Here is an 18,492-nt window from a genome sequence, read left to right as displayed (position 1 = left end):
GCGAGGTTGTCGAAGAAAAGAAAGAGAAGGGCGCGGATCGTTCGCAGCGATCCGCGCCCTTTTGTCGTTGAGTTCGCAAAAAACGTAGATCAGGCCGGCCGCGCCTTCGCCTGTTGCGTTACGCGCAGGGTGCTGACCACCGCTGCCACTGCCGAAAACCCTGCGGCCACATACAGAGCGAGGACTGGCCCGTTGTGCGGCGCCACTCCGAAAATCAACGCGACAAGCGCCGCGCCGAGCGTCTGCCCGGTCAGGCGCGCGGTGCCCAGCATGCCGCTCGCGCCCCCGCTGCGCTCACGCGGCGCCGACGACAGCATCGTGCGGTTGTTAGGCGACTGGAAGATACCGAAACCGGCGCCGCACAACGCCATGCGCCATGCGATCTGCACCGGCTCGGGATGCGCTCCGAGCGTGGCGAGCAGCAGCAGTCCGACGGTCATGGTGGCCAGTCCGACGCCGCCCAGCCAGCCTGACGACACTTTGTCCGACAGCACCCCGGCAATCGGCGCAGCGATGATGATGACCGCGGGCCATGGCGTCATCAGGAGACCGGTATCGACCTGCGAGAAACCGAGCGTGTCCTGCAACATGAAAGGCAGCGACACGAAAGCGAGCATCTGTGCGCAAAACGAACAGACCGAGGTGCCGATCGACAGCGCGAAGATCGGAATCCTCAGCAAATCGATCGGCAGCAACGGCGCCGGCCGGCTCAATTGACGACGCACGAAGAAGTAGCCGATCACCACCGCGCCGATGAATTCCACGGCGACATAGCCGAGCCGTTCACCGTGCCCGAGACCGTCGACTGCAAAAATCAGCAGGCCGAATACGAACGCGTTCATGACCGCGCTCAACAGGTCGTATGGCGAATCGTGGCCGCGGTTCATGGGGAGAGCCTTGAAGCCGCCCACGATCGCCGCGATGCCGATCGGCACATTGATCGCGAAGAGCCACGGCCACGAGGCCACGGCGAGCACCCCCGAGGCCACGGTGGGTGCTACAGCCGAGGACACGGCGACCACCATCGCATTGATTGCGACGCCGCGCCCGAGTTGCGTCGGCGGATAGATCATGCGGACGAGCGCCGTGTTCACGCTCATGACACCCGCCGCGCCGAAGCCCTGCACGACGCGTGCAATCGCGAGCGTCGACAGCGACGTAGAAAGCGCGCAGCCGAAAGACGCGACCGTGAACAGAATCAGGCCACCGAGATAAATGCGCCGATAGCCGATGCGGTCGCCAAGCGACGCCAGCGGCAGCAGCGAAATGGTGATGGCAAGCTGATACGCGTTGACGACCCAGATGGAGCCGGCCGCACTCGCCCGGAGGTTTCGCGCGATAGTGGGCAACGCGACATTGGCAATGGCGCTGTCGAGTACTGCCAGCGTGAGGGCGAGCGCAATGACCAGCATCGACCAATAGCGTTGCGGCGTCGGCAGGCCGTGTTCGGGATTGGACGCTGCGGCGCTGTCGGGAGCGCCTGTCCGCTCTGCGTCGGGCGGTACTGCGCCACTATTGCGCGATGGTTGTGCGTGCATCGGTTGTTGAATGTGCCTTGGACAAACCGCCGGTCGGACAGCGAGCCGTGGGTATCGCGCGCCGTTGCAAAACGGTTCGCGGGACGCGGCGATGCCGGCGCGCAACGGATGAGCGCGCCGGCATCGCCCATGTCACATGCGCGCCGCGCTCGGGCGGCGCGGCATCGCAAGCTTGCCGTTATTTGAGTTCGTAGAGGCCGGTGTGAGTCGTCGAGTCGATCTCGTTCATATGCGTCATGAAACGCGCGACCGCATTGGTGGTTTCTGCATTGATCGGCAGATGCGGCACGCTCAGCGCATGCAGGCGGAAGATGTAGCGATGTGTCTTGTCGCCGCGCGGAGGCGCAGCACCGCCGAAGCCGACCGTGCCGTAGTCGTTGCGCACCTGCAGCGCGCCTTGCGGCAGCTGCGACCCGTCGGCCTTGCCGGCGTTGCGCGGCAGCGAACGCACGTCGGCGGGAATGTTCACCACCACCCAGTGCCAGAACCCGCTGCCAGTCGGCGCGTCGGGATCGTGCACGGTGAGCGCGAAGCTCTGCGTGTCAGCTGGCGCGCCTTCCCACTGCAGCGCGGGCGAAATGTTTTCTCCATCGACGCCAAAGGCTTTGTCGCTGTATTCGTGTGCCTTCGGCATGAAGCCGTTGTTGGAGAAATCGTCGGACCAGAGACGGAAATCAGCCATTATGTGCCTCCCTTCTTGACGGGTTTTCGATGGCCGAAGCGAACGGTTTCAGCGCCGCGCCGACGTCATGCCGGGCGGCCGAGCGTCGCTTCGGGTAAGCCGATTGAGTGTATCACCGCGTGCTTTCGGTTCGCTCGCTGCAACGCCCGGTGTAAGGTGCTACGCGCGCTCCTCGAAGCTCGGCGCGTCGCTTCTCAGCCATTCGACGAGCCGCGTCAGCACCCCTTCTATATCGCGATTGGCGCCACGCAAAGCGCATTCCCATACGACCGCGACGCGCCAGCCGCCAGCGAGCAATGCGGCGCGCACCTTGTCGTCGTTGCTGCGATTACGGCCAATCTTCTCGCGCCAGAACTCGGGGCGCGTCTGCGGCCATTTGAAAAGATGACAGTCGTGGCCATGCCAGAAGCAGCCGTGCACGAGCACGACGGCGCGATAGCGGGGCAGCACGATGTCGGGACGTCCCGGCAGATCGCGCGCATCGAGACGAAAGCGAAAGCCCTGCCGATGCAGCAGGCTGCGGATCAGAACTTCGGGCTTGGTGTTGCGCCCGCGAATGCCGGACATCATGCGGCTGCGGGTCGCGCTATCGACGATATCGACCATTGCTAGCTTTCGAAGCCGCACCGCGCGCGGCCGCAGTGCGTCGGCGTGTGAGGAAGGGACTTCTGTCGACTCATTCGATGGCTCCTCGGTAAGCAGCGATTGCATACGCGGGAGCACGATGCGCGCCACGTCGGGCGTCGCCGGCAGTTTAATTCGATGCGCGCAAGCAAGCCGGCGAATGCCGGCATTTGCCAGTTTACGCAAAAACGGCTGTCGTCACGATCACGATCTGCGCACGAGCATGCAGAGACTTTGTATCCGGCGCAACTCGGAGTCGTAACCTTCGAGCATATGGCCAAGCGACCTTCTGCGCTCACGGCGCCCTTGCTCGAACTCGCGCCTCTCTTCCTTGGTGGGAACCCAGTATCTGCCGATGCGGTCTTCCTGCACGTGGCGAATCGTGCCGGCGCTGACTAACTGGCTCAGCGAAGCCTTCACTTGCCGCGTACTGCTGTTCAACTGGTTCGCGAGCGCGACGCAGGTGTATCGGACTCCCGGCGTCATGATGGCGTCGAGGTTCGACGCACTCAGCCTCTTGCGCTTTGCCGCCTCCTTGTTCTTCTGCGCTTCGTTATCCGTAGCGACGACGGTGCACGCGGCCGGATCCTGCTCGCTGTCGCGTGACGACGCTCGCGCGGTATGGTCTCTTTTCATGTTCGACGCCTCTCTTCTTCCTGTTTTACCAGTGCTGGATCGTCTTCACATCGCGAGCCGGAACATGCGTTTTCCGGCCGCTTCAATGCAACCGCTTACTGCGTTCCAGATGAGGGAACACCGTCGCGCGCCGCGGCGATGGACGCGTCGCGCTCTTTGCCTGCGGCTGCTTTCTGCCGCAGATAGACGCGTTTCGCTGCTGCCACCTTTGCGTCATAGGTGAGATTGGCCGCGGAGATCTGCTGATGCATCTGGACGATCTGGTCGTTTGTGCCCCCTGACGGTTTTTCCGTTTCGGTCTGTGCCCAGCATGTAGATGCGGCGCTGAACAGGCAGAACAACACAGTGGAAACGAGTTTCTTCATAGACGCTCCTGCGAAAAAAACGGCCGCGTTAAGCGGCCGCGAAAGTCCACCACTCAGACCTTGAAAGTGGAGGCTCGGGGTTCGTTACTCGCTGCAACGTGATGAGAAGTTAATGCAAGCGACAGTGAGCGGAAAGAACGGAAATGACGTACGTGTAAAGGAAAACCGAACACGAGCCATTAAGCGCGCTGCAAACACTCGCGTTCCGCCGGCGCTATGTATCCGTCGTGCACCCGTGTCCCCTGAAGTTCTCAGGCCATTTGCGCATGCTGTTCGCAGGCGATTAACGCGTTCACGATCGCGCTTCTTCACAGTCCCTATCGGCTCGCGATACGTTCGCTACTGACACCGATCGGATGACCGAATCGTTCAAACGCTGCGAGTTGTCACGAGGCTTTGGCCACACTTAATAATCAGGAACAGGAGCAAGACATGCGTGCACTCACACTACGATCGCCGGGTATGCTGAACCTCGCCTTTGCTACGGCCATATTGCTGAGTCACCCATTAGCGGCCCGCGCACAAATGACGCGTGCGCCTGCGCCATCCACTGCGGCCAGTGCGGTGGGTGCGGATGCGATGGCCCGGCTTACCAGCCGTATCATCAACGTCGATGTACAGACGAGTCGCATCACGGTCCAGGGAGCGCGCGGAGAAACGGTGGTCGTGGAGGTCGATCCCGAGGTTGCGGACGTGCGACTTCTCAAAGTAGGCGACGAAGTTCATGTCGAGTACTCAGGCGCATTGCTGCTGTCGGCGGAAAAGGTAGAGACGAAGGGCGTCCGTTCGCGCGTCGAGGAAGAGACGGCGACGCCGATATCTCACGGTATGTCCGTCAAGCTTCGCAACGTCGACATTGTCGCAACCGTGCAGCGTTTGGATCGTAAGAATCGGCAGATCGTATTGCGTGGCCCCACGCGCAGCATGCTGTTGCAGATAGCGCCTGACGTACCTCTCGATAAGATTGCCGTTGGTGACAGCGTGCACGCGAAATATCATGCAGAAACAGCGATTCTGATCACGCGCGACGGTAAAGCAATTCGTTAACCCTATGAAGAGCCGGCGTGTAGGTACTGCCGTTCGCAGCAGTACCTACACGCCGGCACGACTTAACTGTCAGCGTGCTAGAAAAGCAACTCCGTCGATTGCAGAACCCGCTTCGCTTCCGCCGTTCCTGCCTTGTCGCTGTCGCGGATCGTTTCCAGCAGTATGTCGACGAGGCAATTCGCAGCCGCGCTGAGAGGATTCCCGTTGCGCGAGACGATGCCGACCGAAGTGTCGGCAAGTTCTTCTCTTAGCGGAAAAGCGCAGAACTTGTAGCGCGTCACGCAAATCTCTGCTAGTGGCCACGGAAAGATGGAAACTGCATCGGTTCTTTGCAGTACTGACGCGGCCACTGTCAATGAATGGGTGAAGTGGACGTTACGTGGTTCCGGCAAGCCATTGCGATAGAACATCTTCTTCGAGAGACGGCACTCCATGTCAGAGTCGAGCGAGACGAGCCAGTCTGCATCCATGAGGTCGGCAAGAGAGCGCGACTGCGCAAGCGGGTGCCCCTGCCGCGCGACAACCGCCAGGCCGCAAGAAAAGAGCGGGCGGAAATTGAATTCCGTATTGGCGATGTCGGGCGCCTGCCGTCCCACGAATAGCTCCACGCTCCCGTCGCGCAAGCGGGGATTCGCAATCGACATAAGACCTTCGAACATCTCCAGTTGGACATTCGGCATTCTCTTGCGGAACTGGATGAATATTTCCGGAAGAAAACAGAGTGCTATCCATGGCGTAATGGAGACCGCGAGCTTGCCGGACGGCTCAGCGCGCATCTCTTTCATCGCGCCATGAGCGCGCTCCACTTGCGCCACGATCAGTCTCGCATGAGTGAGAAGTGTATTGCCGCATTCGGTCAACGTCGCGCCCGACGAGGTACGTTGAATCAATGGCGCATTCACGTCGTCTTCGAGATCTTTAAGCGCCTGGGTGATCGCCGACGGCGACAGTTCCAATGCCCGGGCTGCGCCGCGAACGCTGCCCGCGTCCACAATGGCGACGAGCGCGCGAAGCTGATGGTTCTTCATCGTGTCCTCACCGTTTGCAGGTATGCGTTGCACTTCAGGAAGCCGCTCGACCATGCAAGCGTGTATGCAGACATGCTCTCACGTTGTCTGGCTTCAGGAGATGCTGAAACTGCGCGTGAGTTGTGTGCAACGCGATGCAATTATGAGCGTCGCCCGAGGAGGGCGCCACGATCCCACAAATAACTCTGGATTAACGTAGCGTTATTGTTCGGCCGCGAGTGTTCGCGTGGCGATCGCGATTGCCGTATCCAGTACGACAGATCTCCTGTTTTGCACTCGCCAGAAGGCGACGAGCCGGCGCGGTGGAATATCCTCGAGAATGATGCGTTTCAATTCGCAGCTTGCAAGCAAATCGTTTGGTACATGCTCGGGGAGTAGTGCAATGGCATCGCCAATAGACGCCATACGCAATGAGAGTTCGAGCGAGTCGCATTCTATTGATGGCTGTATCGCACAACCCAGCACGCGCTCCACGTAGCGTCGAACGCCGAAGTGCCGGGGCGGCAGTATCAGCTTCAACTCCGACAAGCGCGACATGGTTTCGCGGCTCAGATCGGCGCGTGCGCTGTGATAGAGAGCGAGGCGTTCGTGATGAAGATCGACGCTTTCGAGGTCCGTAGCGCTGACCTCCGTCGAATAGGTGAGCCCCAGGTCGGCCATGCCGCGTATAACCATCTCGACGATGTGGCTCGAACTGTCGCATTGCAGCGAGAGGCGCGTCTGCGGATAAAGTTGCAGTAGCTCCTTGGTGAGGCTCGGCACGAAATGTCCGATCAACGTCTGTACAGTGGCAATGCGCAGTGAAAGTCCCCAGCCAGGACCTTGCGCGGCATGCGAGATAGATTCGTCCAAAGCGTCGAAGAGAGGTTCGACCGTGCGGAATAGTGCTTCACCATCTGACGTGAGCTGCATTCCGCGTCCATGCCGCCTGAACAGAAGGCGGCCCAGTTTCGATTCGAGCGCCTGGATGTGGCGGCTCAGCGCCGGCTGTGTGATGCCCACAGTTTCCGCCGCCGCGCGCAGCGAATGGTGCTTCGCAACTGCGACGAACATGCGCAGTTGCGTGTCGTGACTCGTGGCCGTGGTCATGTGCCGCGCATGGAGACGGGTTGATCACTCAACGCGGGATGCCGGCGAGTGCGAAAGACTTCTCTCAGTGCAATCATTTCGCCAGCCTCGTCCGAACGCCGTTGGTGATCGCGATGAGGAGCGTGGTAACCGACCAGTAGGCCACACCAGCAACGATCAGCATGGGTACAAGCGTTCCGTCGCGTTCGCCGATCGCAGTCACTCGCCGAAAGAAGTCTCCAAGAGCAATCACATAGACGAGCGACGTGTCCTGGAAAATCACGATGCATTGGGTGAGCGCAAGCGGCACCATTGCACGAAAAGCCTGCGGAAAGATCACATAGCGCAGCGTCTGGAACGGTGTCATGCCGAGTGCGTACCCGGCCTGAAGCTGTCCGCGCGGCAGGCTCGCGATCCCCGCACGAATGATTTCGCAAAAGAACGCGGCTTCGAGCAACGAATAGGCGGTCAGGGCGGAAACGAGCCGCAGGTCCACCGTCGAGGGTAGATTGAACAAAGCCTTCAGGAATTGCGGCACGATCAGAAAAAACCACAGCAGCAGCATGACAAGCGGAATAGATCGGAACAACGACACATAAGCTTGCGTGAAAACGCGTAGCACATAGTGCGACGACAAACTGAATGCGGCCAATACCGTACCCCAGGCGAGACCGAACAGAATCGCCACCACGGTAATCTGCAAAGTGATTCGCATGCCTGAGAGCAGCACGGCTCTCGAATCGATGAGCGTTTGCCAGTCCATCTCGAACATGTCAGCCCCCAATCAGCCCAGGCAATGCAGTCCGGCGACGAATCCAGCGCATGCAGCACAGAATCGCGAAGTTCAGTCCCATATAGACGAGCGTTACGCAAATGAACGACTCATACGGCTGTGCCGTGTAGTCGACGAGTTGCCGCGCCTGGCCGGACAGTTCAAGCAGACCGATAGTTGAAGCCACCGCCGAGTTCTTGGAGATGATGAGGAACTCCGATGTCAGCGGGCCCCATATCGTGCGAAACGTGACGGGCAGAAGCACATACCGATACGCTTGTGCTCGCGTGAGACCGAGGGCGAATGCGGCATGGATCTGTCCAACGGGACGCGCCAGGATCCCGGCGCGCACTTGCTCGCAGATTCTCGAACCCGTGTACACCCCGAGCGATACCACCGATGCAATCAGAAACTGTGGATGAGAAGGCAGACTCTTAAGCCAGTCTCCGATAGCGGCGGGCAGTAGTTCCGGCACGACGAAGAACCAGATAAAAAACTGCACGATCAACGGTACGCCGCGGAAGATAGAAACGTACGCGGCACTCACCGCCTTTGCCGCGCGGTTGGGCAATGTGCGCATTACGCCGAATACAGTGCCCGTCACAAGTGCGAGTGAAAACGCGAGCAATGACAATTCAACGGTGTTCACGAGACCGGACACCAACCAGCCGAGATATGTGGCCGGTTCGCCGGTAGCAACGGGCTGCAGCAGCACGCCCCAGTGCCATCTGTAATCCATGAAATTCCTCTCGCCTGCGCATGTCGGCGCGCGGTTAACGTGTCGTCATATCGGGTCGATGCGGCTCAGGACGTCGGCTTGTCGTCGGGATTCGCGAAGAGCGCCTGCATGCGCGAAGACAGCGGGAAATCCAGGTTGATTTTTTTCGGAGGAATGGGCTGCTGGAACCAGCGCTGATACATCTTCGCCGCAACACCGGACTTTTGGGCCTCGATAATTGCGGCGTCCATGACGGCTTTCATCGGTGCATCGTTCTTGCGCAACATGCAGCCGTAGGCCTCATAGGTTCGAGGCGTGCCCACGATTTCATAATCGCTGGGATTGCGCGCTTTCGCTCGTTCGCCGGCCAGCAACGCGTCGTCCATCATCATGGCTTTAGCGCGGCCAGTGGAGAGCATGAGAAACGATTCGGTGTGATCTTTTGCGCTGATGACGTCCATGCTCATCGATTTCTCTACATTCATCTTGCGCAGGATCTTCTCCGAGGTAGTGCCTGCGCCGACCACGACGGTTTTCTCTTTCAGATCGTCGAAGTCCTTGATGCCCGACTTCCTGTTGACCAGGAGGCGCGTGCCGATTACGAAAAAGCTGTTCGAAAAGGACACCTGTTGCGCGCGCTCCACGTTGTTCGTCGTACTCGTGCATTCGAAATCGATCGTGCCATTCTGAAGCAGCGAGATGCGGTTCTGCGAGGTGATCGGAATGGTGCGGACTTTGAGGTCCGGCGACTTCACGACCATCTTGATGCGCTCGATGATCAGATTCGCGACGTCGATCGAGTAGCCGATCGGCTTCTGGTCGGCGTCGTAGTACGAAAACGGAACCGACGCATCGCGATAGCCGATGGTCACCACATGTTCTTTGCTTATTTTCAGGAGCGTTCCCGTGAGTTCGGGTTCTGCCGCTCTCGCGTCATCGAGTGCGCTGAAGGTCAAAAGGGCGACGGCGGCGATCGCGCCGCAGCGGCCGTTCGCGGCTCGGGCAGAAAGCGGTTGTTTCATCGTGGTCTCCAGAACTTGCATTTCTCGTGGACTCCCCGGGCCGCGCCGGAATCACGCGACAATGGATGTCAGTGTGGTTTCAGCGCGTGCCGGTGATCTGCGCGACATCGAGCACATACATTCGACGCGCATCCTCGTGTACAGAATCGATGCACACGGCGCGGCCATTTCGATTCCAGCGCGGATGCAGATCGCAACGGTTTTCCTTTTTCAGGTCGGGTGGCGCATAGAACTCGCCGATGTCGTAGCGCACATCTTCATGCATGTCGTAGAGAAACAGAATGCGCGTTTTCGTACGCGAGTCGGGGTATGTGTCGGATAACAGCCAGCGCGTGTCGACTGGCGAAAAGCTCATATGGCCGTTCTCAGTGAGCAGGTCGCGACCGATTATTTCCACGCTGCCGTTATCGCTGTCTTCATACAGGTGATAGTGAATGCTGCCGGCGTGCGGGCCCCATACGATGACGTGTGAATTGTCTTGCCAAAGCGGGTGCGATATCTGGTATTCGGACTTTTCGTAGTCGAAGGTGCCGACTGCGGACGAATCGAAATGTTCTGCCAGTTGTGGTAGCGGATGATCCGAACAATCGAGCAACCGCATGCCCGAGCCGTCTGGATTCATCGTGATCAGCCTATGGAGGAAGCAGGTTTCGTCGGCGGTGCGTTCCGTCCAGCGGTGCAAAAACAGCACGCGCGAGGACGCAGCATTGATCTCGATGTGGCTTACCCAGTGAATGGCGTTCTGCATCGACGGAACGTTGTGGAAACTGCGCAGATCGTCATAGCTGACGATCAATGCGGTTTCGCCCGTTGCAAGATCGAGGCGATGGATGCCGTCGTCGGCCGGCGCGAGTTGCATGGGAAATGGACCTCCGCGTTCGCTGTAGCCTATCGTTTCGTGCGTGACGTAGAGGCGCCGGTAGTCGACGCAAAGCGCATAGCGGCTATTGGGTGCGCACACATAAACCGGCATGGGAAGCGTTGTTTTCGTGGCAGTGTCGATGTCGAAAATGGCTGCGCCGAAACCCGGATAGCGCGCCGACAGATCGCCCGTACGAGTGTTGTAAATCACCTTGCGCCCGGGCTCGCCGTCGAGCCATTGCAACTGGCAGCCCATTTGCCAGTTCCAGGCGGTTGTCGTATCGATCGCGTGAAAAGTTTCGCGATCCTCAATATCGAAGTAGCCGACTTTTGCCATGAGTTGTGGCGTAAGAGGCGCATCCATCATGGCGACCTGGTTGCCCAGCACGTAGCGGCCCGTTCGGTCCCATGCGCTCTTGTTGTAGTAGCCAAAGAAATGATGACGCTCGCCACTGCCAAGCCGCCGCACAGGACACTTGAGGTTTACGATTCGCCCGCTTTCGGGCAAGCGGTTGACGATGCAAGTGGAGGACGCAATCATGAGCGGACGAATCGGTTAGTGAAGGTAGCACAGGCATGAAGTGCCGATGCATGAGGTGACTGAAGCATATCGCCGCACATCAATAGGGGGTAATTCATTTTTCGCGCATGGGTATTCGCCGTTGATATACTCGCGCGGCAGTCTTCGTTCGAGTACTGCGCTCCTATGCTCATATCGAAGGGACGTCCCCTTGACCCGGCCACTGAACTTCCAGCAGATCCAGGCATTTCGCGCGGTAATGCAAATGGGTACGACAACAGGCGCTGCGGCAGTACTCAATACCACGCAGCCTTCAATTAGTCGCCGGCTTGCGGAATTGCAGAGCTCTTCCGGTCTGAAGCTGTTCGAGATGCACCATGGAAGACTGCGGCCGACAGGCGAAGGGCAGTTGCTATACAAAGCCGTGCAACTCCATTTCAACGGTCTGGAGAACATCGAATCGGTGGTCGCTATTCTGCGCAAGTCCGGCACGGGAGCGCTGCGAATCGGGTGTACGCCGACGCTCGGTATCGGTCTGTTACCGCAGGTCATTCGTGAGCTTCGAGCCCGTTTCCCACAGACGTATCTGAACGTGCAGACGGCTAATACACCGCAGCTTACGGATCTACTGCGTCAGGATCTGGTGGACCTGATATTGACGACGGGCAAGCTCGACGAGCTCGACTTCCAGACAGAGATCGCGAAGACGGTGCCTGCTGTGTGCGTATTGCCGCTCGGCCATCGTTTGCAAGCGGAGTCGACTATTCATGTGCAGGCTTTACGCGACGAGAGCCTGCTCGCGCTCGGCGAAATGGACGATCTGACTGTCGCAATTAAGGCAGTACTGAATGCGAATGACATGCCCGCTGAATTCGCCATTCAGACTACATCGTCCATTACGATCTGTGCTCTCGTGAGTGCGGGCAATGGCGTCGGAATCGTCAATCCTTATGTGGCGAGTACATTCGCAGGTCAATTGCTGGTCAAGCCGCTGACGCCGGCAATCGACGTGGCCGTGAGCATGGCAATGCCTGCGCACACCGCGCCTTCGTTGCTCGCGCGGCATTTCATCGAGATCCTGAAAGCGCATTTGGACACGATTGCGCTATCCGCGGTATGCGGGTAACCACCACATAAACTTTCTCGGTGTTGTGATTTCCTGGACCTATGATCCAATCGATCCCGCTCTTTTCGCGGCGATCGGAGCACGGTCACGAGTGTCGAAACGTCGATCGGACCTGCCGTGGCCGGCGAAAAATCAAATCACTCGAATGGAGTCACGCAAATGAGCAATCAGCCTGTGATCTTGCTGGTGCATGGTTTTTGGGGCGGCGCTGCGCATTGGAGCAAGGTCATCATCGAATTGGCGCGCAAGGGTCACCAGTCGATCCGCGCTGTGGAATTGCCGCTGACGTCGCTGGCCGATGACGTCGAGCGTACCCGCAAGATGATCGCTCAACAGAACGGACCGGTCTTGCTGGTGGGACATTCGTATGGAGGCGCCGTCATCACACAGGCAGGAAATCACGCGGACGTCGTTGGCCTCGTGTATATCGCGGCGTTTGCGCCGGACGAGGGGGAGAGCCCCGGTGGCATTACGGAGCAGCATGTTCCCGAGGCTGCGCCGCATCTCGAACCTGACAGCGATGGCTATCTATGGCTTAAAGCCGGGAAGTTCCATGAGAGCTTTTGTCAGGACCTTACTTCCGACGAGGGGCTCGTCATGGCCGTGACGCAAAAAGCACCGCTCGGCGGAACATTCGGAGACCGAATCAGTTCGCCGGCGTGGGCTAACAAACCCTCCTGGTACCAGATATCGAGTGAAGACAGAATGATCCACCCCGACAACCAGAGAATGATGTCCACCCGGATGAATGCAAGAAAGGTGGTCACGCTGCCGACAAGTCATGCGTCGCTCGCTTCGCGACCAGTGGAGGTTGCCGCATTGATTCATGAGGCGGCCACAGAACTGGCCAGGTGATCGCAACGTCGCTGGGAGGGCCTGTCGAATCTGTTGCGTATTGGATTGACAGGCCCGCTTTACTGGTCGTGATTACACGAGGCAACTAAGCAACGCAACAAGCAACGCAACTAAGCAAACGCAGTCAACGTTTCCCGCGAACGTTCGCGCTCGCGCGCGAGAAGCTCTTTCAAATGCGGGCTCATGATGCGCGCCACTTCCTGCATGACCGGAACTACGACGCTGTTGCCGAACTGGCGATATGCCTGCGTATCGCTCACGGGAATCACGAAGTCGTCGGGAAAGCCCATCAGACGTGCGCATTCGCGCGGCGTCAAACGGCGTGGCCGCTCCCCGTTGCCTTGCGCGAGAAGAATCTCAGAGCCGTCCTTGTGATAACGCGCGGACAGCGTGCGTGTGACGCTGCCCGGCGTGACGAGGCCGAAGCCGAAGCCGTTTCCGGCCGCGCGATGTTTCTCCGCGTAAGCCTGCAGGTAGGCCCACAGATTCGGTGTCAGCGTGTACTTGGGCTGCACCTTGCGGCGGACGTGGTCGAAGAAACGCTCGCCGTCGTGCGGCAACACCGGCTCGGTGCCGTCCGTCTTGTGCAGAATCGACGCGAGACGCGGCCCCGTTGCCGGCACGCGCAGATCGTCGAAAGAAAACCCGGTTGGCTCGCGAAAACCTACGATGACGATCCGCTCACGATGCTGCGGCGTGAAGTGTTGCCCGTCTATAACTTTGTAGTGGACGTCATATTTCAGCTCGTCGCGCAGCACGTCGAGAATCGTTCTGAACGTGTTGCCTTTATCGTGCGAGAGCAGGTTCTTGACGTTTTCCAGCACGAACGCTGCCGGGCGTTTAGCGTCGATGATGCGCGCGACATCGTAGAAAAGCGTGCCTTGCGTCGTGCACTCGAAACCGTGCGGACGGCCGAGCGAATTCTTCTTGCTTACGCCTGCGATGCTGAAAGGCTGGCAGGGAAAGCCGGCCAGCAGCAGGTCATGCGACGGCACCGAATCTTCCGCGTAGGACACGATGTCGCCGACGAACTGGTGTACGTGGCTGGCGTCCTGGTGATTCTGCTGGTACGTCTTTTTGGAAAACTCGTTCCATTCGCTCGTGAACACGCACTGACCGCCGTGCGCCTCGAAGCCGCGACGAATTCCGCCGATTCCCGCAAAAAGGTCGATGAACTGGAAATCCGCCCGGCTTTCCGGGTGCGTATTTCGCGCGCTCGTATGCAGCATTTCACGCAAAGCGGCTTCGGCGATGCGGGGACAGCTCTGGTCCGTTTTCCAGCGTCGAATGGTTCGGACGTCTTTTCCGCAGCGCGCCGCGATTTCGGCCTGACTGTAGACCTGCAGCGCTTGTAGGAGCAGGTCGTGCCTGGTGGCCATTGTCATGTCGCTTGTTCTCGCTGGGAATTTTGGCGGACATTTTGACCGTTCGATCACCGCCTGTCCAGGAATTTTGGGGCGCGATATGTCCCGCCGGAGCCTTGAGCGGCGAAATGCGCTTGTCACAGTTGGATGTGTACGCTTGCAGCGTGACGCGAGGTCCCTGCGTTGCGACGTGTTGAGGCCGCGGCATCGTTCGCGGCCTTTTTTTATATCGACACCAACATCTCGCGCCTGCTCCCCCGCTTCGTTCCGCACCAGCGGAGCTGCGAAGCAACAACAGCGGGCGACCGCCGCGCTATGCGAGACGCCCGGCGCCGGTTTCGTGCGTAGGTGGAAATAATGCGGCGGTGGCGGGCGCGAGTTCGTCCCATGCCAGAGGCGGCTCGGCCTCGAACTGGTCGAGCTGCAACAGAAGACTGTCCACCGCGCACAGCTGCGGGTGCGTCAGGCTGCCCGTGTCGAGCAACTTGTAAAGACGCTCGCGCCAGTAGGTCGGGGGCAGAATAGGGCCAGCCAGGTCGCCTTGCAACGACAACCGCATCGCGCGCGCGATATGGGTGATGTCGCCGTCGATCAAACCGGCTTTCGATGATGCCGACAGGGTGATGGGTTTGCGGTCCATGGCACCTATTACGGCAGGCTGGAGGGAAACTTTAGCCTTTTGATGAAAAAATTTCCGGGGGCTTGACGGAGAGCCCCTCGCGCGGCACCGCATTTTGCGACGCGGTCAGCAACGGCCCTCAGGCATGGCCGTTGCTCGATCAGGTTACTGGCGCAATTTCGCGTCGGCATTCAAATAAGTGGAGCCGAACATGAACAAGGACCAGGTAAAAGGTGTGGGCGAACAGGTCAAGGGAAAGATCAACGAAGCCGTGGGTAAGGCGACGGATAATCCCGCCAAGGAACTGAAGGGCGATCTCCAGCAGGGCGCGGGCAAGGTGCAGAAGAGCTACGGCGATGCAAAGGAAGACGCGAAGGACCAAGCCAAGCGCAACACCCCGTAATCTGGCTTGATGCGGTCGTAGGGAAAAGGCGCTTCGGCGCCTTTTTCTCGTTGGTTGCGTCATTTCGGGTCGCCGGCAGGAGGCGCGCCGGGCTGCCGTGGGCGTGTCCGGTTTCCGGCTGCATCGTCGGCCGGGCCTGGGAGTAACCCGGCTTTGGCGCGCCGAACGTGCGCTGCGGGCTGTCGGGCCTTTAGACTGGCTGCATCCAACATGGAGGCCGCGACAATGACACCGGAAAAAGTGCTTTCGATGTTCGAACGGCAGTACCTGGAAGGCAAAGCGCCCGTCGATCTGGACGAGACTTGCGCAAGCTTTGCAGCCTGGCTCGCGTCGATGTGGGAGCAACTCGACGTCGAACGCAGGGCTTTGCTGTTGGCGGTGGGTGCCGCGCTGTGGCGCGAAGGTTATGACCTGAGCGCGGGCGGCGCGACGAAGGACTTGTGGTGAGCGGAACCTGAATCGCGGACATGCCGGCGTCCCGCACCCGTTGCGCCGACTCGGTTTATATTTGGCGCTCCGCATTGACACAGCCGAGGCCGGTCGCCCCGTCGATCTCTGCCGCTCGATGCGATTTCCGCCATTCCGCACAGGGTTTACACCATCACATGACAGATCTGTCCGCTTTCCCGATCACGAAGAAATGGCCTGCTGAGCATCCGGACCGCCTTCAGCTGTATTCGTTGCCTACGCCGAACGGCGTCAAAGTGTCGATCATGCTTGAAGAAACCGGCTTGCCTTACGAGCCGCATCTGGTGCGCTTCGACACGAACGATCAGATGACACCGGAATTTCTGTCGGTCAATCCCAACAACAAGATTCCCGCGATCATCGATCCCAACGGACCTGACGGCAAACCGCTGCCGCTCTTCGAGTCCGGCGCGATCCTGATTTATCTCGCGGACAAAACCGGCCAGCTGATTCCAAAGGACGCCGCCGGCCGCTACGAGGCGATTCAGTGGGTCATGTTTCAGATGGGCGGCATCGGCCCGATGTTCGGCCAGCTTGGCTTCTTCCATAAATTCGCAGGCAAGGAATACGAAGACAAGCGTCCGCGCGATCGCTACGTCGCCGAATCGAAAAGACTGCTCGGCGTGCTGGAGCAGCGTCTCGAAGGGCGCGAGTGGATTCTCGGCGATCAGTATTCGATCGCGGACATCGCGACGTTCCCGTGGGTGCGCAATCTGATCGGTTTCTACGAAGCGGGCGAGCTCGTCGGCATAGAGGATTTTCCGAACGTGAAGCGCGTCCTGGCCGCGTTCGTCGCGCGTCCGGCTGTTGTTCGGGGACTGGATAGTCCGAAGCGGGTGTAGACGTTCGTTGGTACGACGGCGGTCCGCACCGGACCGCGCGTCGTTTTGATAACGTATAGCGGAGCGTATGGCAGAACGCATGGCGGACCGTATTGCAGACCGTGTGGGCGGCATACGGCAGTTCAGGTCCATTCAGACTTTGCGCGCGTTGGCCGCGTTGGGCGTGGTCGCATTTCATGCCGAAGGGAATGTGGCCACATACGGCTGGGCGACGCATTTCTTTCATCAGATTTCGCGTTTCGGTGAAATCGGCGTCGATGTCTTTTTCGTCATTTCCGGCTTTGTCATGGTGCTGGTTACGCATGGCAAGCCGCCCGGCGTGGCTTCCGCAAAGGCATTTATCGCTGCCCGCATTACCCGCGTTGTTCCTCTTTATTGGGCGCTCACGTCGCTTTTCATTGTTCTGCTTCTCGTCGTGCCGGGCGCATTCGGAAATGCGTCGCTGAATGTCGGGCATGCGGTGGCCTCCTATCTGTTCTTCCCCTGGCTGAACTGGATCCACGTGACGGCGCCGGTGGTCGGCGTCGGGTGGACGCTCAACTACGAGATGTGGTTTTACGGCGTGTTCGCCGTTTCGATGTGTTTAACGCGTTATCGGCTGCTGGCTGTCGCGGCGTTCCTGGCGGTTATGTCCGCGCTGCATTTCGTTCACACAGGCGGAGTCGCATTTTCGTTTTATACAAACCCGATCGTGATGGAGTTTGTATTTGGCACTCTCGTCGGCTGGGTTTATGCGACGGGACGCGCGGTGCCGATAGCAGTGGCGGCAGCGATCGTCGTGTCGATCCTGGCCGCCGGCAAAGTGTTCGCGCCGGCCCTTAGCGACACGAACCGCTTTCTGGTCTTTGGGTTGCCGGCGTTCGCCGTAGTCGTGGCCGGGTTGTCGCTGGAGAACAAGCTGCGCTGGAGCGCGTTGCTGCAACTCGTTGGCGACTCTTCTTATTCGCTGTATCTGACGCACGTTTTTTCGGTGCCGGTCTGCGTCAAGCTGCTGCAGATATTCGACCGGCAGCATCGTATGCCTGGCGATCTGGTCTGTGTAGTCGTGGTGCTGGCGTCGGTCGCCGTCGGGCTCGCTTCGTACCAATGGCTCGAGGGACCGATGAACAGAATGGGCAAGCGCCTGATCGGGCGGACTCGTGCGACGGCAGAGCCTGTGCGCAACTGAGGCGTTGCGTGGGGCGGCGTGAGAGATGTGAAACGCCGTGCGAGGCTGTGAGGCGGGTGGTCCCCCTGGCAGGAATCGAACCTGCATCTAGCGCTTAGGAGGCACTTGTTCTATCCATTGAACTACAGGGAGATGGATAACTTTCCGGGGCGGACCGGGCCCCTGATCTTTGCTCGCTGCGCCCACATTCGGCGGCAGCGGCTCACATGTCCAGCTATGCAAGCGAGGGCAAGAGTATAGCAAAAACGTTGCAAACGAATGCCGCCTTCAAAGCCCGCCAATACACGATCGGAGCCCGCCGACGCGTCACTATCGCCGACGTTTCGCCTGACGGCCGCACAGGCGAAGAACAGTATCAGGCCCGGCTCGCTCCCCGAGCCCGCCCCAAAAAACAAGCGGCCCAGCAGGCAAGACCTGCTGGGCCGCGCGAACTACCGACGCCTTATCTCAACGTCCGGCCGGTCAAGGCTGGCTCGACACCGCCAAGCCGCTCAGCCTCAAAATTCGACCACCGCGAATTCCGCTTTGCCGACGTCGCACAGCGGGCAGCGCCAGTCGTCCGGAATCGCGGCGAAGCGGGTGCCCGCGGCGATGCCTTCTTCGGGCAGACCTTCTTCCTCGTTGTAGATCCAGCCGCAAATCAGACACACCCAGCTTTTATATTCTGTCACTTCCGTTACTTCGCTCACGACGCACTCATCTCTCTTCAATGCAATGATCCGCCCAGTCTGCCCCTTTTTTGGGCACGGCGGCGACCCGCAATACT

General features: G+C 59.5%; 21 protein-coding genes and 1 tRNA gene. 7 read left to right on the top strand and 15 right to left on the bottom strand.

Annotated features, from left to right (window positions below; translation table 11 throughout):
• Positions 1–89: 89 nt before the first annotated feature.
• The 5 genes from ACTJLB_RS11130 to ACTJLB_RS11110 all read right to left on the bottom strand — a co-directional run bounded on the left by ACTJLB_RS11130 (position 90) and on the right by ACTJLB_RS11110 (position 3,845).
• Positions 90–1,538, bottom strand: coding sequence for an MFS transporter (locus tag ACTJLB_RS11130; RefSeq protein WP_440783280.1), 1,449 nt, complete (start codon positions 1,536–1,538; stop codon positions 90–92).
• Positions 1,539–1,716: 178 nt separating this feature from the next.
• On the bottom strand, positions 1,717–2,220 hold the full coding sequence (locus ACTJLB_RS11125) for a YbhB/YbcL family Raf kinase inhibitor-like protein (RefSeq protein ID WP_440783279.1): 504 nt from the start codon (positions 2,218–2,220) through the stop codon (positions 1,717–1,719).
• 159 nt (positions 2,221–2,379) lie between these two features.
• Positions 2,380–2,826, bottom strand: coding sequence for a very short patch repair endonuclease (locus ACTJLB_RS11120; protein ID WP_088172916.1), 447 nt, complete (start codon positions 2,824–2,826; stop codon positions 2,380–2,382).
• 222 nt (positions 2,827–3,048) lie between these two features.
• Positions 3,049–3,480, bottom strand: a complete 432-nt coding sequence (locus ACTJLB_RS11115) for a hypothetical protein (protein WP_440783278.1) — start codon at positions 3,478–3,480, stop codon at positions 3,049–3,051.
• A gap of 95 nt (positions 3,481–3,575) precedes the next feature.
• Positions 3,576–3,845, bottom strand: coding sequence for a hypothetical protein (locus tag ACTJLB_RS11110; protein WP_440783277.1), 270 nt, complete (start codon positions 3,843–3,845; stop codon positions 3,576–3,578).
• Positions 3,846–4,277: 432 nt separating this feature from the next.
• On the opposite strand from ACTJLB_RS11110, the gene ACTJLB_RS11105 reads away from it, so the two are divergent.
• Entirely contained in the window at positions 4,278–4,892 is a 615-nt protein-coding gene (locus ACTJLB_RS11105) for a hypothetical protein (RefSeq protein ID WP_440783276.1), read from the top strand.
• A gap of 77 nt (positions 4,893–4,969) precedes the next feature.
• Here ACTJLB_RS11105 and ACTJLB_RS11100 read toward each other — a convergent pair whose 3' ends face one another.
• The 6 genes from ACTJLB_RS11100 to ACTJLB_RS11075 all read right to left on the bottom strand — a co-directional run bounded on the left by ACTJLB_RS11100 (position 4,970) and on the right by ACTJLB_RS11075 (position 10,902).
• The gene (locus ACTJLB_RS11100) at positions 4,970–5,920 is read right to left on the bottom strand and encodes a LysR family transcriptional regulator (RefSeq protein WP_440783275.1); all 951 of its coding nucleotides are present in this window, start codon (positions 5,918–5,920) and stop codon (positions 4,970–4,972) included.
• 201 nt (positions 5,921–6,121) lie between these two features.
• Positions 6,122–7,009 carry a LysR family transcriptional regulator gene (locus ACTJLB_RS11095; RefSeq protein ID WP_440783273.1) on the bottom strand — a complete coding sequence of 296 codons (888 nt, stop codon included), beginning with the start codon at positions 7,007–7,009 and terminating at the stop codon, positions 6,122–6,124.
• A 73-nt stretch (positions 7,010–7,082) separates the two neighbouring features.
• Complete coding sequence (locus tag ACTJLB_RS11090; protein ID WP_088172912.1) at positions 7,083–7,760, bottom strand: ABC transporter permease subunit; 678 nt, start codon at positions 7,758–7,760, stop codon at positions 7,083–7,085.
• Between the two features lies 1 nt (position 7,761).
• Positions 7,762–8,499, bottom strand: coding sequence for an amino acid ABC transporter permease (locus tag ACTJLB_RS11085; protein ID WP_440783272.1), 738 nt, complete (start codon positions 8,497–8,499; stop codon positions 7,762–7,764).
• A gap of 65 nt (positions 8,500–8,564) precedes the next feature.
• Entirely contained in the window at positions 8,565–9,500 is a 936-nt protein-coding gene (locus ACTJLB_RS11080; RefSeq protein ID WP_440783271.1) for a glutamate/aspartate ABC transporter substrate-binding protein, read from the bottom strand.
• 79 nt (positions 9,501–9,579) lie between these two features.
• Positions 9,580–10,902: a hypothetical protein gene (locus tag ACTJLB_RS11075; RefSeq protein WP_440783270.1), complete on the bottom strand. Its 1,323-nt coding sequence runs from the start codon at positions 10,900–10,902 to the stop codon at positions 9,580–9,582.
• A 190-nt stretch (positions 10,903–11,092) separates the two neighbouring features.
• Between ACTJLB_RS11075 and ACTJLB_RS11070 the strand changes: the two genes are divergently transcribed.
• Both ACTJLB_RS11070 and ACTJLB_RS11065 read left to right on the top strand, forming a co-directional pair.
• The gene (locus tag ACTJLB_RS11070; protein WP_087751305.1) at positions 11,093–12,007 is read left to right on the top strand and encodes a LysR substrate-binding domain-containing protein; all 915 of its coding nucleotides are present in this window, start codon (positions 11,093–11,095) and stop codon (positions 12,005–12,007) included.
• Between the two features lie 159 nt (positions 12,008–12,166).
• A complete protein-coding gene (locus tag ACTJLB_RS11065) occupies positions 12,167–12,862 on the top strand; it encodes an alpha/beta hydrolase (RefSeq protein WP_440783269.1) in 696 nt (231 codons plus the stop codon).
• A 110-nt stretch (positions 12,863–12,972) separates the two neighbouring features.
• Here ACTJLB_RS11065 and dcm read toward each other — a convergent pair whose 3' ends face one another.
• Together dcm and ACTJLB_RS11055 are read right to left on the bottom strand one after the other, a co-directional pair.
• A complete protein-coding gene (dcm, locus tag ACTJLB_RS11060) occupies positions 12,973–14,247 on the bottom strand; it encodes a DNA (cytosine-5-)-methyltransferase (protein WP_440783268.1) in 1,275 nt (424 codons plus the stop codon).
• A gap of 292 nt (positions 14,248–14,539) precedes the next feature.
• The gene (locus ACTJLB_RS11055; RefSeq protein ID WP_440783267.1) at positions 14,540–14,866 is read right to left on the bottom strand and encodes a hypothetical protein; all 327 of its coding nucleotides are present in this window, start codon (positions 14,864–14,866) and stop codon (positions 14,540–14,542) included.
• A gap of 190 nt (positions 14,867–15,056) precedes the next feature.
• On the opposite strand from ACTJLB_RS11055, the gene ACTJLB_RS11050 reads away from it, so the two are divergent.
• The 4 genes from ACTJLB_RS11050 (at position 15,057) to ACTJLB_RS11035 (ending at position 17,726) form a co-directional block, all read left to right on the top strand.
• Complete coding sequence (locus tag ACTJLB_RS11050; RefSeq protein ID WP_020065286.1) at positions 15,057–15,248, top strand: CsbD family protein; 192 nt, start codon at positions 15,057–15,059, stop codon at positions 15,246–15,248.
• A gap of 225 nt (positions 15,249–15,473) precedes the next feature.
• The gene (locus ACTJLB_RS11045; protein WP_087751302.1) at positions 15,474–15,695 is read left to right on the top strand and encodes a hypothetical protein; all 222 of its coding nucleotides are present in this window, start codon (positions 15,474–15,476) and stop codon (positions 15,693–15,695) included.
• Between the two features lie 158 nt (positions 15,696–15,853).
• Positions 15,854–16,558, top strand: coding sequence for a glutathione binding-like protein (locus tag ACTJLB_RS11040; protein WP_020065288.1), 705 nt, complete (start codon positions 15,854–15,856; stop codon positions 16,556–16,558).
• Between the two features lie 67 nt (positions 16,559–16,625).
• The gene (locus ACTJLB_RS11035; protein WP_440783265.1) at positions 16,626–17,726 is read left to right on the top strand and encodes an acyltransferase family protein; all 1,101 of its coding nucleotides are present in this window, start codon (positions 16,626–16,628) and stop codon (positions 17,724–17,726) included.
• Between the two features lie 57 nt (positions 17,727–17,783).
• On the opposite strand, the gene ACTJLB_RS11030 is transcribed toward ACTJLB_RS11035, so the two are convergent.
• Positions 17,784–17,858, bottom strand: a tRNA-Arg gene (locus ACTJLB_RS11030).
• A gap of 365 nt (positions 17,859–18,223) precedes the next feature.
• A complete protein-coding gene (locus ACTJLB_RS11025; protein ID WP_020065290.1) occupies positions 18,224–18,415 on the bottom strand; it encodes a rubredoxin in 192 nt (63 codons plus the stop codon).
• Positions 18,416–18,492: the final 77 nt, after the last annotated feature.

It is taken from the genome of Paraburkholderia sp. 22098 (assembly GCF_052045935.1).
GTDB classification, from domain to species: Bacteria; Pseudomonadota; Gammaproteobacteria; order Burkholderiales; family Burkholderiaceae; genus Paraburkholderia; species Paraburkholderia caledonica.
This window is presented reverse-complemented; position numbering and strand designations above follow the sequence as displayed.

Bases quoted from the DNA above. Each gene is read 5' to 3' on its own strand.
- ACTJLB_RS11080 (WP_440783271.1), bottom strand. From the start codon at position 9,500: ATGAAACAACCGCTTTCTGCCCGAGCCGCGAACGGCCGCTGCGGCGCG.
- ACTJLB_RS11115 (WP_440783278.1), bottom strand. From the start codon at position 3,480: ATGAAAAGAGACCATACCGCGCGAGCGTCGTCACGCGACAGCGAGCAG.
- ACTJLB_RS11110 (WP_440783277.1), bottom strand. From the start codon at position 3,845: ATGAAGAAACTCGTTTCCACTGTGTTGTTCTGCCTGTTCAGCGCCGCA.
- ACTJLB_RS11055 (WP_440783267.1), bottom strand. From the start codon at position 14,866: ATGGACCGCAAACCCATCACCCTGTCGGCATCATCGAAAGCCGGTTTG.
- ACTJLB_RS11035 (WP_440783265.1), top strand. From the start codon at position 16,626: ATGGCAGAACGCATGGCGGACCGTATTGCAGACCGTGTGGGCGGCATA.
- ACTJLB_RS11090 (WP_088172912.1), bottom strand. From the start codon at position 7,760: ATGTTCGAGATGGACTGGCAAACGCTCATCGATTCGAGAGCCGTGCTG.
- ACTJLB_RS11125 (WP_440783279.1), bottom strand. From the start codon at position 2,220: ATGGCTGATTTCCGTCTCTGGTCCGACGATTTCTCCAACAACGGCTTC.
- ACTJLB_RS11085 (WP_440783272.1), bottom strand. From the start codon at position 8,499: ATGGATTACAGATGGCACTGGGGCGTGCTGCTGCAGCCCGTTGCTACC.
- ACTJLB_RS11105 (WP_440783276.1), top strand. From the start codon at position 4,278: ATGCGTGCACTCACACTACGATCGCCGGGTATGCTGAACCTCGCCTTT.
- dcm (WP_440783268.1), bottom strand. From the start codon at position 14,247: ATGACAATGGCCACCAGGCACGACCTGCTCCTACAAGCGCTGCAGGTC.
- ACTJLB_RS11120 (WP_088172916.1), bottom strand. From the start codon at position 2,826: ATGGTCGATATCGTCGATAGCGCGACCCGCAGCCGCATGATGTCCGGC.
- ACTJLB_RS11040 (WP_020065288.1), top strand. From the start codon at position 15,854: ATGACAGATCTGTCCGCTTTCCCGATCACGAAGAAATGGCCTGCTGAG.
- ACTJLB_RS11075 (WP_440783270.1), bottom strand. From the start codon at position 10,902: ATGATTGCGTCCTCCACTTGCATCGTCAACCGCTTGCCCGAAAGCGGG.
- ACTJLB_RS11065 (WP_440783269.1), top strand. From the start codon at position 12,167: ATGAGCAATCAGCCTGTGATCTTGCTGGTGCATGGTTTTTGGGGCGGC.
- ACTJLB_RS11100 (WP_440783275.1), bottom strand. From the start codon at position 5,920: ATGAAGAACCATCAGCTTCGCGCGCTCGTCGCCATTGTGGACGCGGGC.
- ACTJLB_RS11045 (WP_087751302.1), top strand. From the start codon at position 15,474: ATGACACCGGAAAAAGTGCTTTCGATGTTCGAACGGCAGTACCTGGAA.
- ACTJLB_RS11095 (WP_440783273.1), bottom strand. From the start codon at position 7,009: ATGACCACGGCCACGAGTCACGACACGCAACTGCGCATGTTCGTCGCA.
- ACTJLB_RS11050 (WP_020065286.1), top strand. From the start codon at position 15,057: ATGAACAAGGACCAGGTAAAAGGTGTGGGCGAACAGGTCAAGGGAAAG.
- ACTJLB_RS11130 (WP_440783280.1), bottom strand. From the start codon at position 1,538: ATGCACGCACAACCATCGCGCAATAGTGGCGCAGTACCGCCCGACGCA.